The organism is Pseudomonas sp. UC 17F4 (genome assembly GCF_900101695.1).
Lineage (GTDB): Bacteria > Pseudomonadota > Gammaproteobacteria > Pseudomonadales > Pseudomonadaceae > Aquipseudomonas.
In genome coordinates, this window is the sequence record NZ_FNKV01000001.1 from 4,001,111 (window position 1) to 4,021,266 (window position 20,156).

The 20,156-nt window shown below is 64.9% G+C and carries 11 protein-coding genes; 8 read left to right on the forward strand and 3 right to left on the reverse strand.

Going from position 1 to position 20,156, the window contains the following annotated elements; translation table 11 throughout:
- Nucleotides 1-29 precede the first annotated feature (29 nt).
- The 7 genes from BLR26_RS18160 (at nt 30) to BLR26_RS18190 (ending at nt 12,110) form a co-directional block, all read left to right on the forward strand.
- Nucleotides 30-1,799, forward strand: coding sequence for an ABC transporter ATP-binding protein (locus tag BLR26_RS18160; protein ID WP_093383586.1), 1,770 nt, complete (start codon nt 30-32; stop codon nt 1,797-1,799).
- Nucleotides 1,792-3,630: an ABC transporter ATP-binding protein gene (locus BLR26_RS18165; RefSeq protein ID WP_093383592.1), complete on the forward strand. Its 1,839-nt coding sequence runs from the start codon at nt 1,792-1,794 to the stop codon at nt 3,628-3,630. Before BLR26_RS18160 ends, BLR26_RS18165 begins: the two co-directional genes overlap by 8 nt.
- Nucleotides 3,631-3,839: 209 nt before the next feature.
- On the forward strand, nt 3,840-4,994 hold the full coding sequence (locus tag BLR26_RS18170) for an LLM class flavin-dependent oxidoreductase (protein ID WP_093383598.1): 1,155 nt from the start codon (nt 3,840-3,842) through the stop codon (nt 4,992-4,994).
- A gap of 12 nt (nt 4,995-5,006) precedes the next feature.
- Entirely contained in the window at nt 5,007-6,047 is a 1,041-nt protein-coding gene (locus BLR26_RS18175; RefSeq protein ID WP_093383603.1) for an ABC transporter substrate-binding protein, read from the forward strand.
- Nucleotides 6,048-6,077: 30 nt separating this feature from the next.
- Nucleotides 6,078-7,136 (forward strand): ABC transporter substrate-binding protein, encoded by a 1,059-nt coding sequence (locus tag BLR26_RS18180; protein ID WP_045198597.1) that lies wholly within the window; start codon nt 6,078-6,080, stop codon nt 7,134-7,136.
- A 233-nt stretch (nt 7,137-7,369) separates the two neighbouring features.
- Nucleotides 7,370-9,613, forward strand: a complete 2,244-nt coding sequence (locus BLR26_RS18185; protein ID WP_093383608.1) for a TonB-dependent receptor — start codon at nt 7,370-7,372, stop codon at nt 9,611-9,613.
- 37 nt (nt 9,614-9,650) lie between these two features.
- Nucleotides 9,651-12,110 carry a TonB-dependent receptor plug domain-containing protein gene (locus tag BLR26_RS18190; protein WP_093383613.1) on the forward strand — a complete coding sequence of 820 codons (2,460 nt, stop codon included), beginning with the start codon at nt 9,651-9,653 and terminating at the stop codon, nt 12,108-12,110.
- A 65-nt stretch (nt 12,111-12,175) separates the two neighbouring features.
- On the opposite strand, the gene nfuA is transcribed toward BLR26_RS18190, so the two are convergent.
- The 3 genes from nfuA to BLR26_RS18205 form a co-directional block, all read right to left on the reverse strand.
- The gene (nfuA, locus tag BLR26_RS18195; RefSeq protein WP_045198594.1) at nt 12,176-12,760 is read right to left on the reverse strand and encodes a Fe-S biogenesis protein NfuA; all 585 of its coding nucleotides are present in this window, start codon (nt 12,758-12,760) and stop codon (nt 12,176-12,178) included.
- Nucleotides 12,761-12,829: 69 nt separating this feature from the next.
- Nucleotides 12,830-13,852: an acyltransferase family protein gene (locus BLR26_RS18200; RefSeq protein WP_093383619.1), complete on the reverse strand. Its 1,023-nt coding sequence runs from the start codon at nt 13,850-13,852 to the stop codon at nt 12,830-12,832.
- A 112-nt stretch (nt 13,853-13,964) separates the two neighbouring features.
- A complete protein-coding gene (locus BLR26_RS18205) occupies nt 13,965-16,265 on the reverse strand; it encodes a fatty acid cis/trans isomerase (RefSeq protein WP_093383624.1) in 2,301 nt (766 codons plus the stop codon).
- 156 nt (nt 16,266-16,421) lie between these two features.
- Here BLR26_RS18205 and metH point away from each other — a divergent pair, with 156 nt between their 5' ends.
- Complete coding sequence (gene metH / locus BLR26_RS18210; RefSeq protein WP_093383629.1) at nt 16,422-20,129, forward strand: methionine synthase; 3,708 nt, start codon at nt 16,422-16,424, stop codon at nt 20,127-20,129.
- The last annotated feature ends 27 nt before the right edge of the window (nt 20,130-20,156 follow it).

The following is a 20,156-nucleotide window of genomic DNA, read 5'->3' on the forward strand; positions in this document are numbered from 1 at the left end:
ACACACTTTCCTCCTGCCGCGAGTCCTTCATGAGCCCTCGACACCCGCTGCTGCGCAGCCTGGCGATCTACGGTGAAATGCCCTGGCGTTTCGCCCTGGTCGCCGGGCTGTTCGTTTCCATCAACCTTGGCCTGGTCTGGCAACAATGGCTGATCGGCCACGCCCTCAACGAGGTCAGCGCCGGCACGGCGGTGCAGCGCCTGGCCGATGGCAGCCTCGACGGTCAGCGCGCCTGGGGCTGGTTCTGGCTGATCCTCGGCGTGGCCCTGGGCCGCGCGCTGCTGCAGTACGCCGCCGCCATCGGCTCGCTGATCCTTGGCCAGGCGCTGCTCACGCGCCTGCGCGAGCGCCTGCTGGAGCAGGTGCTGCGCCTGCACCTGGGCTATCACTGGCAGCACGGCATGGGCGAGATGGTCACCCGCACCACCCGCGATGCCGACAAGGTCCGCGATGCACTGGTGAGCTTCTGGCGCCAGCTGGTCGAAACGCCGCTGGTGATACTCGCCACCGTCGGCCTGCTGGCCTGGTACCACCCGTGGCTGGCGCTCGGGCCGCTGCTGCTGACGGTGATCGGTGTGTGGATATTCGTAGTGCAGACCGAGCGCCTGGTCAGCCTCGACCGCGCGGTCGGCGCCGCCTACGACCGGGTCAACCAGGACCTCGCTGAAGGCATTGGCGCGGTACGGGTGATCAAGTCGTTCGGCCTGCAAGCCCAGCGCATCGACGGCTTCGAGCGTCAGGTCCTGCAGTTCAGCAGCCTGGCACGCCAGGCCCTGGCCTACGCCAGTTCGCGGATTCCACTGCCGCAAGCGGTGGTGGCGCTGGGGCATGTGTGGATACTGGTGGTGGGCGCGCAATTGGTCGCCGCCGGCCGGATCGGCATTGGCGAACTGGTCACGTCGCTGCTGATCGCCACCACCCTGGTATTTCGCATCGAAGGCATCGGCCGGGTGATGCAGACCTTCGCCGACGCCCGCGCCTCGGCCGGGCGGATCTGGCAGTTGCTCGATGCGCCGGCGGCGATTGTCGGCGGCAGTCAGCGCCTGCCCGAGGGGCCGCTGGGGCTGAGACTTGAAGACGTCAGTGTCGCCGCCCCTGGCGGTGGCCAGGCGATCCTGCGTCACTGCTCGTTCGAGCTGGCCCCCGGTGAAACCGTCGCCCTGGTCGGCGCCACCGGCACCGGCAAGAGCCTGCTGGCCAGCCTGTTGCCACGCCTGAGCGATGTTGCCCAGGGCCGTGTGCTGCTCGGCAACGCGCAGTCCGGTTGGCAGGACATTCGCAACCTGGAGCTGCGCGACCTGCGCCGGCGCGTGCATGTGCTGCCCCAGGAGAGTTTTCTGTTTGCCGACAGCCTGGCCGCCAACCTGCGCCTGAGTGCGCCCGACGCCAGCGACCCGCAACTGCTCCAGGCCCTGCACCAGGCTGCTGCCGACGACATCCTCGAACGCCTGCCCGCAGGCCTCGACAGCCCGCTCGGCGATCGCGGCGTAACCCTCTCGGGCGGCCAGCGCCAGCGCTTGTGCCTGGCCCGGGCCTTGCTCGCGGCGCCGGCCATTCTCTGCCTGGACGATGCCACCAGCGCCCTGGATGCGCTGAGCGAAGGCCGGGTGCTGGACAACCTGCGCCAGCAGGCAAGCGCCACCACCCTGCTGTTGATCGCCAGCAAGGTTTCCACCGTGCAACGCGCCGACCGTGTGCTGCTGCTCGACCACGGCGCCATCGCCGACAGCGGCACCCACGCGCAACTGCTGCAGCGCAACCCGACTTACCGTGACCTGCTGGGGATCGACCATGGCTAAGCCACTGCCGGGCAACGCCCTGAGCGATATCGAGATCGAAGAGCTGCTGGCAAAAAAAGCCCTCGATCGCAGCATGTTCCAGCGCCTGCTGCCGTTGTTGCGGCCGGTGCGCAATCAGATCGCCTGGGTCATCGGCCTGGAGCTGCTGCTGGTGTTTACCGTGTTCCTGCGGCCCTGGTTCGTTCGTGAACTGCTCGACCGCGGTCTGATCCACGACGGCAATCGCTGGCTGCTCGACCAGCCGCTGGTGCTGTGGCTGGGGCTGGGCCTGGCGGCCAGTTGGCTGGGGCGCTTTGTGCTGGCCGGGGTATCGCAGTATATCGCCGGCAGCGCGGCGATCCAGGTGCTCAACCAATTGCGGGTGCGGGTGTTTGCCCACGTCCAGGCCTTGAGCGTCGGTTACTTCGACCGCACCCGCGCCGGGCGTATCATTTCCCGCGCCGACCGCGATGTCGATGCCCTGGAGCCGCTGCTGATCCAGGGCCCGCCGGAACTGCTCGGCGCCCTGCTGCGCTGCAGCCTGGCGGCGGTGATGCTGTGGCTGATCGAGCCGCTGTTCTTCTTCAGCCTGATCGGCAGCGTGCCGCTGCTGCTGGCGGCGACCTGGGCGTTCAAGCGCATCGCCCAGCGCAACTGGGCCAAGGTCGCCGAACAGCGCAGCCGCTTCACCGCGCACCTGGTCGAGAGCGTCAGCGGCGTGCGCCTGCTACAGCAGACCGGCCAGCAGGCGCCGAACCTTAAGCGTTACACACAACTGCTGCACGACTTCAACGAAGCGCTGATCATCGGCAGCCTGCGCTCGGGCTGGTTCGCGCCCTTTACCGCGCTGCTCAGCGCCGCCGGCATGGCGGTGCTGGTGCTGGTCGGCGGCTACAGCCTGGCCAAGGGCACGGTCACGGTCGGCCAGGTCGGCGAAAGCCTGTTCTACGTGATGCTGTTCCTTGGGCCATTGCAAGAACTGACCGACCTGTTCGAACGCTATGCCACCGGTTCCGCCTCGGCTCAGCGGATCTTCCTGTTGCTCGACACCGCGCCGCAGATTGTCGACCCGGTTGCCCCGGTGGACTTGCCCGCGGCACGCGGCGAGGTGCATTTTCAGCAGGTGCGCTTTGCCTATTTGCCGCAACCCACCCGGCCGGTGATCGACGGCCTCAACCTGCGCATCAATGCCGGTGAAGTGCTGGCGATTGTCGGCCCGTCCGGGCATGGCAAGAGCACCCTGGTGCAGTTGCTCACACGCTTCTACGAAGTTGATCACGGCGCGGTGACCCTCGATGGCGTCGATATTCGCCAGCTCAGCCAGCAACAGTTGCGCCGCCACGTTGGCGTGGTACTGCAGGACAACGTGCTGTTCAACGGCAGCATCCTCGACAACCTGCGCCTGGCCGCGCCGCATGCCGATGACGACACGCTGATTGACGCGGTGCGCGAGCTGGGCGCCGACGAGGTGCTGGAGCGCCTGGCGCATCGCTATGACACCCAGGTCGGGCCGCTGGGCAGCCACCTCAGCCAGGGCCAGCGCCAGCTGGTGTGCCTGGTGCGCGCCTACCTGGCGGACCCGGCGGTGCTGGTGCTCGACGAGGCCACCTCGGCGGTCGATGTGCACACCGAGCGGCGCATCCAGCGGGCGCTTCGGCGCCTGTGCGAGGGGCGCACGGCGATCATCATCGCCCACCGCCTGGCGACCATTCGCGATGCCGACCGCATCGTGCTGATTCGCGAGGGCAAGCTGGTCGAGCAAGGGCCGCATCAGCAGTTGCTGGCCAAGGGTGGCGATTATGCGGCGTTGTATCGGCGGTATCAGCACGGTGCCGAGTTACAGGTTGGTTGAGGCCTTTCGCGGGTCAAGTCGGAGCGCCGCACCGCCGCTCCCACAAGGTCAATGCTTGACCCGCGATGCTTTGTGCTGCAACCGCCGCAGCCACTGCTGACCGGTTGCTGCCCTGGCAACACCCCTGCCGCCAACCCCCAATGATTACGGGCCCGCGCGGCGTGGCATGGGCGTTGCACCGCTGTCTCTACCTTCATCGAGGAACAGCCATGAGCACCGAATTCTTCTGGCGTCTGCCCCTGGGCACCGACGGCCCGCAACTGAGCACCGACAAGCACAACCGCGGCAGTTTCAGCCGCAGCCCCGGGCATATCGCTCCCGGCCTGTTGCAGGACGGCAGCGCCGATGGTTTCACCTACATCGACTACATCGCCCAGGTGGCCAAGGCCGCAGAACTTGCAGGCTTTGAAGGCGCGCTGCTGCCCACCGGCCCCGAGCCGTGGATCGCCGCCGCGGCCCTGGCCCGGGAAACCCGCCGCCTGCGCTTTCTGATCGCTTTCCAGGCCACCTGGACCCTGCCCGCCTACGCCGCGCAGCAGGCGGCAATCCTCCAGCACCTGAGCCACGGGCGCCTGGACTGGAACATCATCACCGGCGGCAACCCGGCCAGCCAGCGCGCCCAGGGCGACTTTCTCGACCACGACCAGCGCTACAAGCGTACCGGCGAGTTCCTCGACATCATCCAGGGTTTGTGGAGCAACGAGCGCTTCTCTTACGACGGCGACATCTACCGCCTGGAAAACGGCGCACTGCCGCCGCACCTGGGTAACGAACGCAAGCCGGGGGTGTACTTCTCTGGCTTCTCCGAGCCGGCGCTGGAAGTCGCCGCCCGCCACGCCGACGTGTACCTGAACTGGGCCGAGCCGGTTGAGCAGCTCAAGCCGCACATCGAGCGGGTACGCGAGCTTGCCGACAAGCAAGGGCGCACGGTGCGCTTCGGCCTGCGCGTCGACCTGTTCGCGCGTGAAACCGAAGACGCCGCCTGGCGCGACCTGCGCCGCCAGTTCGACAAGCTCGAAGGCAAGCCCAGCGCCGTCTCCAGGGCCTTCACCAGCGCCAGCGACTCGGTGGGTGGCGCGCGGCAAACCGCCTATCACCAGAACATCCAGCGCTTCGACGACCTGATCATCGGCGCCAACCTCTGGGCCGGTTTTGCCAAGGCCAAGCCTGGTCCGACCGTGGGCCTGGTGGGCAGCCACGAGAACATCGCCGAACGCCTGGCCGAATACCGCGACGCCGGTTTCTCGACCTTCATCCTGGCCGGCAATCCGCACCTGGAAGAAGCCTTGCGCATCGGCCAGGAGGTGCTGCCGCTGGTGCGCCAGGCGCCGCTGGCCAGCCTGCCGCTGACCGCCAGCGCCTGACCGGAGCCCGACATGAGCACACCCCTCGATACCCTCTGGTACACCCGCTGCCCGGTGCCCACGGGCCTGGGCATTGCCGTTCAGCAAGGCTGGCTGCAGGACAGCCTGCACACGCTTGGCACCCAGGTGCAGTCGATTCGCGAGGCCGACGATGCTGCGGTGCGCGAGTCGCACTTCGATCACAGCCTGCGCCACTCGGTGCGTCATGGCGGCAGCATTCCAGCAATCTGGGCCCGCGCCCAGGGCCGCGAGACGCGCCTGATCGGGCTGTCCTGGGCCGATGAGGCGCAGTTGATCCTGACCCGCGTCGACAGCGCCATTCACAGCATCAGGCAACTGGCCGGCAAGCGCTTCGGCCTGCCCGACCGCGCCCGCGCGCAGATTGACTTCACCCGCGCACAGGCCCTGCGCGGGCTGGAGAACGCGCTGAAACTCGAGGGCTTGCAGGTAGGCGACTTGCAGCTGGTCAACTACCGCTACGACAGCGGTTTCAGTGACAGCCCGCTGCGCGTTGTTGCCGGCAGCAGCGTGGCCAGCAGTGACGAGGCGCGCAACCTGGAGCTGATCGGCCTGCTGCGCGGTGAAGTCGATGCGATCTTTCTCAAGGGCGCCAGCGCCGTGCAGCAGACCCATGATTTCGGTCTGCGCACATTACTGGACATCGGCGCCCACCCCGATCCGCTGATGCGCAGCAACAACGGCACGCCGCGCACCCTGACGGTCGACCAGGCGCTGCTCGACCAGCACCTGCCGGTGGCCACCCAAGTGCTCGACAGCGTCCTGCGCGCCGAAGCCTGGGCCCATCAGCACCCAGAGCAGACCCGCCGCTACCTGGCGCTGGAAACCAACAGCAGCGAGTACTGGGTCAGCCGCGCCTACGGCGAAGACGCGCACCTGCGCTTGCGCACCGCCCTCGACGAACAGGCCATCGCCGCACTGCAGGACTTCGTGACCTTCCTGCGGCGCTGGCGCTTTATCCGCACGGCGTTCGATGTACGCCAATGGATCGACCGCCGCCCCATGGACGGGCTGCATACCGCACTGGCCGGCTAACCGGCCACCTGACAAGGACTAGAACCGACAATGAGCACACCCCTCGATACCCTCTGGTACACCCACAGCCCGGTGCCCACCGGCCTTGGCATCGCCGTGCAAAGCGGGCGCCTGGCCGAAGCCTTCCAGCCGCTGGGCACCTCGATCCAGTCGCTGCGCGAATCGAGCGAGCGCGAAGTGCGCGAAGCCCATTACGACCATCACCTGCGCAACTCGGTGCGCCACGGCGGCAACATCCCGGCGATCTGGGCCTACGCCAGCGGCGTGCAGACCCGCGTGCTGGGCCTGAGCTGGGCCGATGAAGTGCAGTTGATCCTGACCACCGAAGACAGCGGCGTACGCACCGTGCGCGACCTCAAGAACCGCCGCTTCGGCCTGCCGAAATGGGCCAACGTGCAGATCGACTTCACCCGCGCCCAGGCCCTGCGCGGGCTGGAGAACGCGCTGAAGCTCGAAGGCCTGAACGTCGCCGATGTCGAGCTGGTCGACTACCCCTACGGCGGCACCCACAGCGATGAACAGGTCACTCATGTGCATGGCGCGGCGGTGACCCTCGGCGTCAACCGCGTCAGCCGCCGCAACAACGAGCTGATCGGCCTACTGCGCGGCGATATCGACGCGATCTTTTTAAAGGGCGCCACGGCCCTGCAACTGGCCCACGAATTCGGCCTGCGGGTAGTGATCGACACCGGCTCCCACCCTGATCCGCTGATTCGCGCCAACAACGGCACGCCGCGGACCCTGACCGTGGACATCAACCTGCTGGAGCAGCACTTCGGTGCCTGCAAGCGCATCGTTGATGTGCTGCTGCGTACCGAGCAGTGGGCCTGGGCCAATGCCGATGAAACCCGGCGCTATCTTGCCCGCGAGCTGAACACCAGCGAGTACTGGGTGGCAGCGGCCTATGGCGAGGACGCCCACCGGCGCTTGCGCACCACCCTCGATGGCCGCTCGATCGAGGCGTTGCAGGACTTCACCGATTTTCTCCATCGCTGGGACTTTATACCGCGGCGTTTCGATGTGCGTGAGTGGATTGATTTCAGTGTGCTGGAGGCGGTGATCGGCTCTACTTCGCGGGTCGCTACCTGATCGCGGGGCAAGTCGGGTCGCCGCACCGCCGCCCACCCTGTAGGAGCGGCGGTGCGGCGCCCCGACTTGCCCCGCGATTGCTGCCCCAGCAACAGGCATTCCACACCCCCCTGCTGAATAACTAGCAGCCACCGCTAAAAAACCCAATAAAATCCTTTAAATACAACAAGATACAAACATGGCACAAACCCTGCTCTATCCCCTTCAACTGCACATCCGGGGAGACCAGCAGCATGCACACACTTAACCCAATCGCCAAAGGCATCGGCCTGAGCATCCTGCTGGCCAGCCAGTCGGAGCTGCTCAGGGCCGAAGACAACACCAGCACTACACCGGCGCTGAAAACCGTTACGGTCACCGCCCAGCACCGCGAAGAAACCCTGCAGGAAGTGCCAGTGGCGGTCACTGCGGTACAAGGCAGCAGCATCACCGCCGACGGCGTGCGCGCCATGGGCGATATCACCACCTTCATCCCCAACGCCTCGGCGAAGAACCCCGACGGCGATGGTCGCCCGCGCTGGTACATTCGCGGCCTGGGCACCGGCGACACCGGCGCCGCCACCGTCTACCCGGTGGGTATCTACGCCGACGACGTCTACCTCAATGCCCCGGTGGCCGGCGGCGGCCCGTTGTTCGACCTTGAGCGCATCGAGATCCTGCGCGGCCCGCAAGGCACCCTGTATGGCAAGAACACCACCGCAGGCGCGGTGAACATCATCTCCAAGAAGCCGGGCTTCGACACCGACGGCTTCGGCACCCTCGGCTTTGGCAGCAAGAACGAGCGAATCCTCAGTGGCGCCATCGGCGGCGCCCTGGTCGATGAGCGCCTGGCAGCAAGGGTGTCGCTGTACTCCGAAGAGCGCGATGGCTTCACCCACAACCTGAGCAACGACCAGACCTACGGCGACGTCAACAAGAAGGCCGTGCGTGTGCAGTTCCTGGCCAGGCTCAACCCTGACCTTCAAGCGCTGTGGAAGGTCCACGGCCGCCAGTTCAAGGGCGATGGCAGCAGCGGTTCGCTGACGCTGGGGCGCTACTACAACGTCGGCTACCAGCGCCCGGAAGGCCGGCGCATCGAGCTGAACGTCGATGAAGATGCCAAGCTCGACCACAACGGCACCTCGCTGACCCTGAACTGGGACATCGGCGACTACAAGCTGACCTCGATCACCGCCTACGACTACATCCGCAACCAGCAACTCAGCGACGCCGACTACACCCCCTATGAAGTCAACGGCGCCGCCGACAGCGACAACCGTTACGACCAGTACTCCCAGGAATTTCGCCTGGCCTCGCCGCAACAGGAAACCCTGCGCTGGATGCTCGGCGCCCACTACTTCCACGAAACCCTCGACAGCAGCGCCTTGCGCACCGTCACCCCGGGGCCTACGCCCAACGGCACCGGTTCCAACCAGACCGGCGGCACGGTGGATTTTCGTGACCTGAGCTACACCCACAAAACCGACAGCTACGCGCTGTTCGGCAACCTCGCCTACGACCTGAGCGACAACCTGACCGTTACCGGTGGCCTGCGCTGGACCACCGAGAAAAAGGACATCGACCTTGACCTGGTGCAATTGACCCGCGCCACTGCCAACGGCCCGCTGATCCCGCTGACCGCCAGCGGCAGCAACGGCTCTCAGGAAGAGGCCAAGCGCTGGGACGCCTGGACTTACGACCTGACCCCCGAGTACCGCATCAACGACAACCTGCGGGTGTTCTTCCGTTATGCCCATGGTTTTCGTTCCGGCGGTTTCAACACCGGTCTATCCACCAGCCTTGCGCAGTTGACCACGGTCGATCCGGAAGAGCTGGACGCCTACGAGCTGGGCCTGAAGTCTGAATGGCTCGACCACCGCCTGACAGTCAACGCCAACCTGTTCTACTACGACTACCAGGACATCCAGGTCAACCTGCTGACGGTCAACAACGGCATCCTCACCACCGCGCTGACCAACGGCGCCAAGGGCAAGGTCAAGGGCGCCGAGCTTGAGCTCGAAGGCCAGCCGACCGACTACCTGCACCTGCGCGCGGCGCTGTCGTTCCTCGACACCGAGTACACCGACTTCAAGAACACCAACCCCACCACCGGCGCGGTGACCGCCGACTACAGCGGCAACAGCTTCGTGCGCTCGCCGCGTTACGTGGTGTCGCTGGGCGGCGACTACACCATCCCGCTGGAAGTCGGCGGCAAGCTGGTGGCCGGTGCCGATGTCAGCTTCCGTGACCGCGAGTACTTTCTGGCCGACCGCCAGAGCAGCGCCGACCAGCCGCTCAACCAGGCGCACTACACCCTGGCCAACAGCCGCCTGACCTGGTTCAGCCCGGATGAAAAGCTCAGCGTCACCGGTTTCGTCAATAACCTCACCGACCGCCGCTACCAGGTTCACGGCCGCCCCAACGGCACCGCCGGCCAGTACGTGATCACCTATGGCGACCCGCGCACCGTGGGCCTGAGTGTCACCAGCCGGTTCTGATCGCTGCATCCTTTCTGCCTTACAGGAGTCTGTTCCCATGTTCCGACCTACCCCCTTGGCTGGCGCCATCGCGCTGGTCATCGGCGGCTTCGGCGCGCCCGGCGTTTACGCCCAGGCGCCGGGCGCCAGCGACAGCAAGCTCGACACCGTGGTGGTGGTCGGCACCCGCCGCAGTGATGTCACCGCCCTGCAGAGCGCCGCCCCGGTGGATGTGCTCAGCGCCGAGCAGTTGCAGGAAACCGGCGCCCAGGATTTGTCCGGGGCGCTCACCGCGCTGTCGCCTTCGTTCAGCTTCCCGCAGTCGCCGCAAGGCGCCTTTGCCGGCTCCATCGCCCAGGGCGCCTCGTTGCGCGGCCTGGCCTCCGACCAGGTCTTGGTGCTGGTCAACGGCAAGCGCCGCCACAGCAGCGCCAACGTCACCCGCCAGGGCCTGGCCAACGGTCGCGGCGCGGCGGCGGTGGACTTGAGCCTGATCCCGTTGAGCGCCATCTCACGGGTGGAGATCCTGCGTGACGGCGCCGCCGCCCAGTACGGCTCGGATGCCATCGCCGGGGTGATCAACATCGTGCTCAAAGAGAACGACGCCGGTGGCAACCTCGGCAATCGCTTCGGCGGCTACGCCAAGGGCGACGGCCTGCAGCGCAAGCTCAGCGGCTGGAAAGGCCTGGCGCTGCCCAACGATGGCTTTCTCAACCTGATTTTCGATGCCGGCAGCCAGGACCCGGCCAGCGACACCCGCCCGGACAACCGGATCTTTTACCCAGGCTCGACCAACATCAACAGCGAGCGCGAACAGAACAACCGCTACCGCACCTGGAACTGGGGCTCGGGCAATGTCTCGGACCAGTACAACCTGGTGGCCAACAGCGAGCTGGGCATCGGCGACGGCCTGAGCGCCTACGGCTTTGCCACCTACGCGCACAAGAACACCGACGCCGAAGGCTTCTTCGACCCGCCGACCACCCTGCGCAACAACTACGCCAGCGTGGCCCTGCAGCGCTACCCGGACGGGCGCCTGCCGATCACCCGCTACAACCTCGAAGACTACGCCGTGACGGGTGGCCTGCGTTACGAAGACGAACACCTGGGCAAGTTCGACCTGGCCGCCAACTACGGCAACGACACGCTCAAATCCACCGACCGCAATGCCATCAACCCCAGCTGGGGCAACGCCAGCCCGGATAAAATCTACACCGGCGAGCGCGAGAACGAGCAGACCAACCTGACCCTGGACTGGGTCCGCGACTTCCCCACCGACCTGCTGGCCAGGCCGCTGACCCTGTCGGCGGGCCTGGCCTGGCGCAAGGAGCACTACAGCCTGAGTGCCGGCGAAGCGGCCGGCTGGCAGAACGGGCCGCTGTTCAACACCCTCGACCCGCTCACTGGCCGGCGCATTCCCGGTTACTACGCTGGCATCACCCAGGTCGATGCCGCCTCGCTTGAGCGCAAGGTGCTCGGTGCCTATGTCGATGTTGAAGGGCAGATCACCGACAAGTTCCAGGCCGGGGTGGCGGTGCGTTCCGAGCACTATTCGGACTTTGGCGACACCACCAACGGCAAGCTGTCGCTGCGCTACGACTTCACCCCGCAGATTGCCGCGCGCGGCAGCATCAGCTCCGGCTACCGCGCGCCGTCGCTGGTGCAGAGCGGCCTTTCGTCGTTCAGTGTGCAGGTAGTCGAGCAGCCTTCGGGCAGCGGCAACTGGGTCGAGGTGCAGCAGCGCACCCTGCGCGCCGACAGCCCGGAAGCGGCCTTGCTGGGTGGCCGGGCGTTGAAGCCGGAAGAGTCCACCAACCTGTCGCTGGGGCTGGTCTGGCGGCCACTGAGCAATGCCTCAGTGACCCTCGACGCTTACCGCATCGATATCGACAACCGCATCACCCTCTCCGACCAGCTGCCGGGCAACGTGGTCGGGCCGATCTTTGCCGGCACGCCCTACGCCAACATCCAGAGCGCGGCGTTCTACACCAACATCGCCGACACCCGCACCGACGGCGTCGAGCTGGCCGGGCAGTACCAGTGGGACTTGCAGCAGTTTGGCCGGCTCAACCTCAACGCAGGCTTTGCCAAGACCCGCACGCGGATCACCGAGCTGCGCGATGTCGGCGGCATCAGCGGCGAGCAGATCGTCGGCCGCGCCACCCAAGGCCTGATCGAACACGGCACGCCGGAAGACAAACTGACCTTGAGCGCCAACTGGCTGTACGAGAACTGGGGCGTGACCCTGACCCAGCGCCGCTATGGCGAGTGGCAGAGCCTGAACAGCAGCAACCCGGACCTGGACCAGACCTTCAGCGCGCAGTGGATCACCGACCTGGACCTGAGCTACAGCTTCGACCAGGGGCTGAAATTATCGGTAGGCGCGATCAACCTGTTCGACAGCCATCCGGACAAGCTTGATGGGCCGCAGTTGTATGGGGTGCCGAAGTATTCGATTACCTCGCCGGAGGGGGCGCAGGGAGCGTTTTACTATGCGAGTGTCAGTTATGACTTTTGAGGCTTGAAAACCATCGCGGGTCAAGCCCGCTCCCCCAAGAAGCGTGCTTGACCCGTGATCAGACTTTAGTAGTAAGCGTTTTCTTTCTGACTGTGGTCAGTCACATCACGCACACCCTTGAGCTCGGGAATGCGCTCGAGCAAGGTCCGCTCGATGCCTTCCTTCAAGGTCACGTCGGCCTGGCCGCAGCCCTGGCAACCACCACCGAACTGCAGCACGGCGATGCCGTCCTCGACCACTTCGATCAGGCTGACCTGGCCGCCGTGGCTGGCCAGCCCCGGGTTGATCTCGGTCTGCAGGTAGTAGTTGATGCGCTCGTTGACCGGGCTGTCTTCGTTGACCATCGGCACCTTGGCGTTCGGCGCCTTGATGGTCAGCTGGCCGCCCATGCGGTCGGTAGCGTAGTCGACCACGGCATCCTCAAGAAACGGAATGCTGACCGCGTCAAGGTAGGCAGTGAAGGTCTTCAGACCTACCGCCTCGTCTTCCGGCTTCTCCTCGCCCGGCTTGCAGTAGGCAATGCAGGTTTCAGCGTAGGTGGTGCCCGGTTGGGTAATGAAAATGCGAATGCCAATACCCGGGGTGTTCTGCTTTTCCAGCAGATCGGCCAGGTAATCATGCGCGGCGTCGGTAATAGTTATGGCGCTCATGGAAGTTCCTCACAGACTTGCCGGCAGTTTACGCCAACCTGGCCGCCGAACAAAGTCCTAGTAATTCTGTCAGGAAAGGGTTACCGCCACTGGCGTGCCGCGCCGGGCCTCGAACCAGGCGCTCATGCGCCGGTACAAACGCTTTTCCAGCAGCAGGTAACTGGCCCACGACAGCCCGGCGATCAACGGTACGCACAGGGCAAATACCGCATACGGGCTTAGGTTCAGGCGCTCGCTTGCAAACCAGCCGGCATACAGCACCAGCACGTGGATCAGGTACACCGAGTACGAGCAATCGCCCAGCGCCTTGAGCAGGCGGTTGCCCTTGAAGTACGGCTCCAGGGCAATGCAGGCGAAAACAATCAACGCGCTCGGCACGCCCCAGTGCAGCAAGCGCATCGAGGCATCCAGGTGATAGATCGCCAGCCCCGCCGCCGCCAGGATCGCCAGCGGCAGCCACAGGCCCTGGGCGATCCAGCCGCGCCGGTAGAGCACGCCGATGCCGATACCGAGCAAAAATTCATAGACGATATTGTTACGGTAGAAGTGATTGAGCAGCCCGGCGCGGGTCAGCACCTCGCTGACCAGCAGCAATGCTAACGCCACCAGCAATAGCCGGTGTTGCTGGCGGACCACGAACACCAGCGAGAACAGCAGGTAGAAGAACATCTCGTAGTTCAGGGTCCAGCCGACATTGAGGGTCGGGTACTGGCCGTAACCGCCGGGGTTCTCGGCCGGAATGAACAGCAACGACAAGAGAAAATGCTCAAGGTCGATGGCCTGGTGCGGCATCCACTGGCTGGCGGCGACCAGCAGCAAGGCCATCAGTGCGGTGTAGAACCAGTAGGCCGGCACGATGCGCAGCGCCCGGTTGAGCAGAAAGCGACGGGCCGGCATGGCCTTGTCGCGGGTCGAGAGGTAGATCACCAGACCGCTGATGACGAAGAACACATCCACGCCCACGGCGCCGCGGTCAGTCAAGAACTGTCCAATCGGGCCACTGGCATGGAAGTCGAAGAAAATCTGCATGAAGTGATGGCAAACCACCACCCAGGCGGCAAGCGCCCTTAAAGCCTGAAGCGAATACAGCATCCGGTTACCTGCGTCTCAAGTCCCACTCAAGCCCCGGCCGGAACCGGGGCCGCATGAGAGCTCGGACCACAGGTTGCCGGGAAAGGTCAGGCGACCTTCCCGGCGGTCATGCTTACAGGTTCTCGTAGCGGTTCATGTCGAGCACCCCCGACTCCACCGCGTCGGTCTCCTTGATGTAGCTGTCGAGGTCGTGGAAGTACTGCCAGAACTGCGGATGGCTGCGGCGCACACCCCAGCGCATGACGATGCGCTCGAACCTGGCGGTGTCGTCGCGAGCCGCTTCCAGGTCTTCGACGAACTCCGGCACATCGCTGGCCGGAACGTTGAACATGAAGTTGGGGTAGCTGCTGAGCACGCCCGGCACCAGGGTCAGGGTGTCCAGGCCCGGCTGGTAGCGGTAGGCCTCGCCGAGCATGAAGGCGACGTTGCTGTGCGCGCGGTTGCGCAACAGGCTGTAGACCTGGCGCTGGCCGCCCTGCCCTTCGATGCGCAGCATGGTCGCTTCAGGCAACTGATTGATCACCTTAAGGCCCGCCGCCGGGCGCGAGACCAGGCGGCTCAGCGACTGCTCGACATCACGGAACTCCTCGCTCATTTGCGGCCGCGAGCAATAGGCGCCCTGGCAGCGGTTGATCGGGTCGGGCGCGGCGTTGAGGCTGCCGGTGCGCTGGATCAGCTTGAGACCGAAGTCACGCTTGGGGTCGCGCTTGTCGAGTTTCAGTGCGCTCGGGGTGTCGGTGTCGATGTCCTCATAGTCCATCCACATCTTCACCTTGCCGCCGTTCTGGTACCAGTCGCTGAGGATCGCGCCACGGGCATCGGCCGGCATCAGGCGCAGGAAGTTGACCTCAGCGCCATTGCGGATCAGGTCGAAGTACAGCCGCGTCTGCGCCTGGTGCGAGACGTTGCCATAGACATCGAAGTTGACCGCCAGCTGGTAGTAGGTGCGTTCGAACAGCGGGTAATCGAACAGCCAGATGGTTTTTGGCACGTCACCGATCAGGCCCTTGCTCACCGAGGCGCTGTCAAAGTGACGGAAGATGGTCAGCAGCGCGTTGTCGTTGCCGGCCCAGAGGGTCGACCAGCTCGGCGGCGGCACTTCGGCATAGGCCTCGCGGCGCAGCTTTTCGTACTCGTTGCGCTTGTCGCGGTAGGCATGCCAGAGGGTCAGGATGCTGCCGACGTCGTCGATCTGCCCGGGCATCGCCAGCAGCGGCGTGGCCTGGCCGCGGTACTCGGCATCGGTCAGGTAACGGTCGTGGGCCGGCTCCTGGAACAGCGTCCAGAAATTATCGCGGATCACGTCGGTGGCAATCTGGCCTCGGCACACCGGGCCGCGGATGAAGGTGCGCACGAAGTATTCGGCGTTATCCAGCATGAACTGGTAACGGGCCACCGCCGGGATCGCTTCGAAGGTCTCGAACGGGTTGGCGCGGTGACGCGGGCCGTAGCCAGGCAGCGCATTGGCGTGCCAGTCGCCGCTGTAGAACAGCTGCTTGACGCGCTTGAGCTTCTGCGGGCCCATCGGGTAGGTGATGTGGGTTTTATGCACGATCACGCCCTGCACCGGCATCAGCCGGTAATAGAAGTCGGTGCCCGGCGGGTCGTTGGGCCGGCGCGTGGCGATCAGGTCGATCGGCTGGCCGCTTGGGGTACGCGAACGTACCCACTGGAAGAAATGCCCCTGCTCGCCGCCAACAAAGTGGATGTGGGCAAGGAACAGGTGCTCGTACAGCCAGCGCCCGACCAGCGCTTCGGTCGAACCGGGGCGGTTGAGCAACGCTTCCCAGTCGGCAATTTGCGCGGCCTCCCTGGCGCTCGGCTGGATCGGCTCGTGCTCCACCGGCGCACCGGCCGCCAGCCAGCGCTGCAGGGTCTGGTACTGGGCATCGGTGAGGCCGGTAACTGCCAGCGGCATGCCCTCTTTCGGGTGCGCGCCGGCATAGGCGTCGAACTCCCCGGGCAATGGGCACATGTTGTTGCGGTTCAGGCCCAGGACAATCTCCTCGGGCAACTTGGCGTTGGGCGTCAGCGGGGTCTTGTGCCCAAGCTCGAGCATGCGCGCCATCAGCGCGGCCTGGCTGCCCTGGTTGTCGAGCACCGAGTAAAAGCCCTTGCGCTGCCAGCCTTCGGTGCTGGTGGCATCGTAGAACAAGCGCGTCGGCGCGACCGCCTTGCTGCGCTCGCCCTGGTACACCGGCACCTTGGAGGCACCGCGCGAGGCGCCCTCGGCACTGCCCAGGTTGAGCTGGCAGGCCGCGTCGTTGCAGGCGTGGCAGGCCACGCATTTCTCGGTGAAGATCGGTTGGATGTCCCGGGTATACGAAATAGCCGAGCTTGATTGAGGGGCTTGCCCCAACGCCACGCCGCTGATGAACAGAGCGAAAGCGCCGGCAAGAAAGCGATGCACCATGTGCCGAATGTCCTGGGTATTGATAGCTTCACGATTCTACCGGTGCTGGCGGCGTGCCAACATGAATGAAATTCATGTAAATCTTCAACACGTCTAAAAACCGCGCAGCTTTGTTATTATTCCGCAACTTTTGTTTTTGCCCGACCAGGTAGTCCTATGTCTGACCGCAGCGCTCGTTTCCAAGCACTTCAGCAAGCACTCAAAGAGCGCATCCTGATTCTCGATGGCGGCATGGGTACTATGATCCAAAGCTACCGCCTCGAGGAACACGACTATCGTGGCACGCGCTTCGCCGATTGGCCAAGCGATGTCAAAGGCAACAACGACCTGTTGCTGCTGTCGCGCCCCGACGTCATCGCCGCCATCGAGAAGGCCTACCTGGACGCCGGCGCCGACATTCTCGAAACCAATACCTTCAACGCCACGCAGATTTCCCAGGCCGACTACGGCATGGAGTCGCTGGCCTATGAGCTTAACCTCGAAGGCGCACGCATCGCCCGTCAGGTCGCCGACGCCAAGACCCTCGAAACCCCGGACAAACCGCGCTTCGTTGCCGGCGTGCTCGGCCCCACCAGCCGCACCTGCTCGATTTCCCCGGACGTCAACGACCCGGGCTATCGCAACGTCACCTTTGACCTGCTGGTAGAAAACTACCTTGAGGCGACCCGCGGCCTGATCGCTGGCGGCGCCGACCTGATCCTGATCGAGACCATCTTCGACACCCTCAACGCCAAGGCGGCGATCTTCGCCGTGCAGCAGGTGTTCGAGGAAGACCGCGTCCAATTGCCGATCATGATCTCCGGGACCATCACCGATGCTTCCGGCCGCACCCTGTCGGGGCAGACCACCGAAGCGTTCTGGAACTCGGTGCGCCATGCCAACCCGATCTCGGTGGGCCTGAACTGCGCCCTCGGTGCCAAGGACCTGCGCCCCTACCTCGAAGAGCTGTCGAGCAAAGCCGGCACCCATGTCTCGGCGCACCCCAACGCCGGCCTGCCGAACGCCTTCGGTGAGTACGACGAAACCCCGGCCGAAATGGCCGTGGTGGTCGAAGAGTTCGCCGCCAGCGGCTTCTTGAACATCATCGGCGGCTGCTGCGGTACCACCCCGGGGCATATCCAGGCGATTGCCGAAGCGGTCGCCAAGTACCCGCCACGGGCCATTCCCGACATCCCCAAGGCCTGCCGGCTGTCGGGCCTTGAGCCGTTCACCATCGACCGCAACTCGTTGTTCGTCAACGTCGGTGAGCGCACCAACATCACCGGTTCTGCCAAGTTCGCCCGCTTGATCCGCGAAGAGAACTACACCGAAGCGCTGGAAGTCGCCCTGCAGCAGGTCGAGGCCGGCGCCCAGGTGATCGACATCAACATGGACGAAGGGATGCTCGATTCCCAGGCGGCCATGGTCAAGTTCCTCAACCTGATCGCCGGTGAACCGGACATCTCCCGCGTACCGATCATGATCGACTCCTCCAAGTGGGAAGTGATCGAAGCCGGCCTCAAGTGCATCCAGGGCAAGGGCATCGTCAACTCGATCTCGATGAAGGAAGGCGTCGAGGCCTTCAAGCATCACGCCAAGCTGTGCAAGCGCTACGGCGCCGCCGTGGTGGTGATGGCCTTCGACGAGGTCGGCCAGGCCGACACCGCCGCACGCAAGCGCGAGATCTGCCAGCGCAGCTACGACATCCTGGTCAACGAAGTGGGCTTTCCGGCCGAAGACATCATCTTCGACCCGAACATCTTCGCCGTTGCCACCGGCATCGAGGAGCACAACAACTACGCCGTCGACTTCATCGAAGCCTGCGCCTATATCCGCGACCACCTGCCCTACGCCCTGAGCTCGGGCGGTGTTTCCAACGTGTCGTTCTCGTTCCGTGGCAACAACCCGGTGCGCGAGGCGATCCACTCGGTGTTCCTCTACCACGCGATCCAGAACGGCCTGACCATGGGTATCGTCAACGCCGGCCAGCTGGAGATCTACGACGAGATCCCGCCGGCGCTGCGCGAGCGGGTCGAGGACGTGGTGCTCAACCGCACCCCGGAAGGCACCGACGCCCTGCTGGCGATCGCCGACGACTACAAGGGCGGTGGCGCGGTCAAGGAAGTCGAGAACGAGGAATGGCGCTCGCTGCCGGTTGGCAAGCGCCTGGAACATGCGCTGGTCAAGGGCATCACCGCCTTTATCGTGGAAGACACCGAAGAGTGCCGCCAGCAATGCGCGCGCCCGATCGAGGTGATCGAAGGCCCGCTGATGAGCGGCATGAACGTGGTCGGCGACCTGTTTGGCGCCGGCAAGATGTTCCTGCCCCAGGTGGTCAAGTCGGCGCGGGTGATGAAGCAGGCGGTAGCGCACCTGATTCCCTTCATTGAACTGGAAAAAGGCGACAAGCCCGAAGCCAAGGGCAAGATTCTCATGGCCACGGTCAAGGGCGACGTGCACGACATCGGCAAGAACATCGTCGGCGTGGTGCTCGGTTGCAACGGCTATGACATCGTCGACCTCGGCGTCATGGTCCCGGCCGAGAAGATCCTGCAGACCGCCCGCGAGCAAAAATGCGACATCATCGGCCTGTCCGGCTTGATCACCCCGTCGCTGGACGAGATGGTCCATGTTGCCCGCGAAATGCAGCGCCAGGACTTCCACCTGCCGCTGATGATCGGCGGCGCGACCACCTCGAAGGCCCACACGGCGGTGAAGATCGAGCCCAAGTACAGCAACGACGCGGTGATCTACGTCACCGACGCCTCACGTGCGGTGGGTGTCGCCACCCAGTTGCTGTCCAAGGAACTCAAGCCCGGCTTTGTCGAGAAGACCCGCATGGACTACATCGAGGTGCGCGAGCGCACCGCCAACCGCAGCGCCCGCACCGAGCGCCTGAGCTACGAGCAGTCGATCGCCGCCAAGCCCAAGTATGACTGGGCCGGTTACCAGCCGGTGGTGCCGAGCTTCACCGGCGTCAAGGTACTGGAGAACATCGACCTCAAGGTACTGGCCGAGTACATCGACTGGACGCCGTTCTTCATCTCCTGGGACCTGGCCGGCAAGTACCCGCGCATCCTCACTGACGAAGTGGTCGGCGAAGCCGCGACCGCGCTGTTCAAGGATGCCCAGGAAATGCTCGCCAAGCTGATCGACGAAAAGCTGATCAGCGCCCGCGCGGTGTTCGGTTTCTGGCCGGCCAACCAGGTCAACCATGACGACATCGAAGTCTATGGCGCCGATGGTCAGCCACTGGCGCACCTGCACCACCTGCGCCAGCAGACCATCAAGCCGGACAACAAGCCGAACTTCTCCCTGGCCGACTTCGTCGCACCTAAAGACACCGGCATCACCGATTACGTCGGCGGTTTCATCACCACCGCCGGCATCGGCGCCGAGGAAGTGGCCAAGGCGTACCAGGACAAGGGCGACGACTACAACTCGATCATGGTCAAGGCCCTCGCCGACCGCCTGGCCGAGGCCTGCGCCGAGTGGCTGCACGAACAGGTGCGCAAAGACTACTGGGGTTACGCCAAGGACGAGCACCTGGACAACGAGGCGCTGATCAAGGAGCAGTACTCGGGTATCCGCCCTGCCCCGGGCTACCCGGCCTGCCCGGACCACACCGAGAAGGAAACCCTGTTCCGCCTGCTCGACGGCACCGCCATCGGCGAAACCGGGCCCAGCGGCGTGTTCCTCACCGAGCACTTCGCCATGTTCCCGGCGGCGGCGGTCAGCGGCTGGTATTTCGCCCACCCGCAGGCGCAGTACTTTGCCGTCGGCAAGGTCGACAAGGACCAGGTGCAGAGCTACACCGCGCGCAAAGGCCAGGAGCTGAGCGTGAGCGAGCGCTGGCTGGCGCCTAACCTTGGTTATGACAACTGAAGCTTCAAGCTTCAAGCTGCAAGAAGG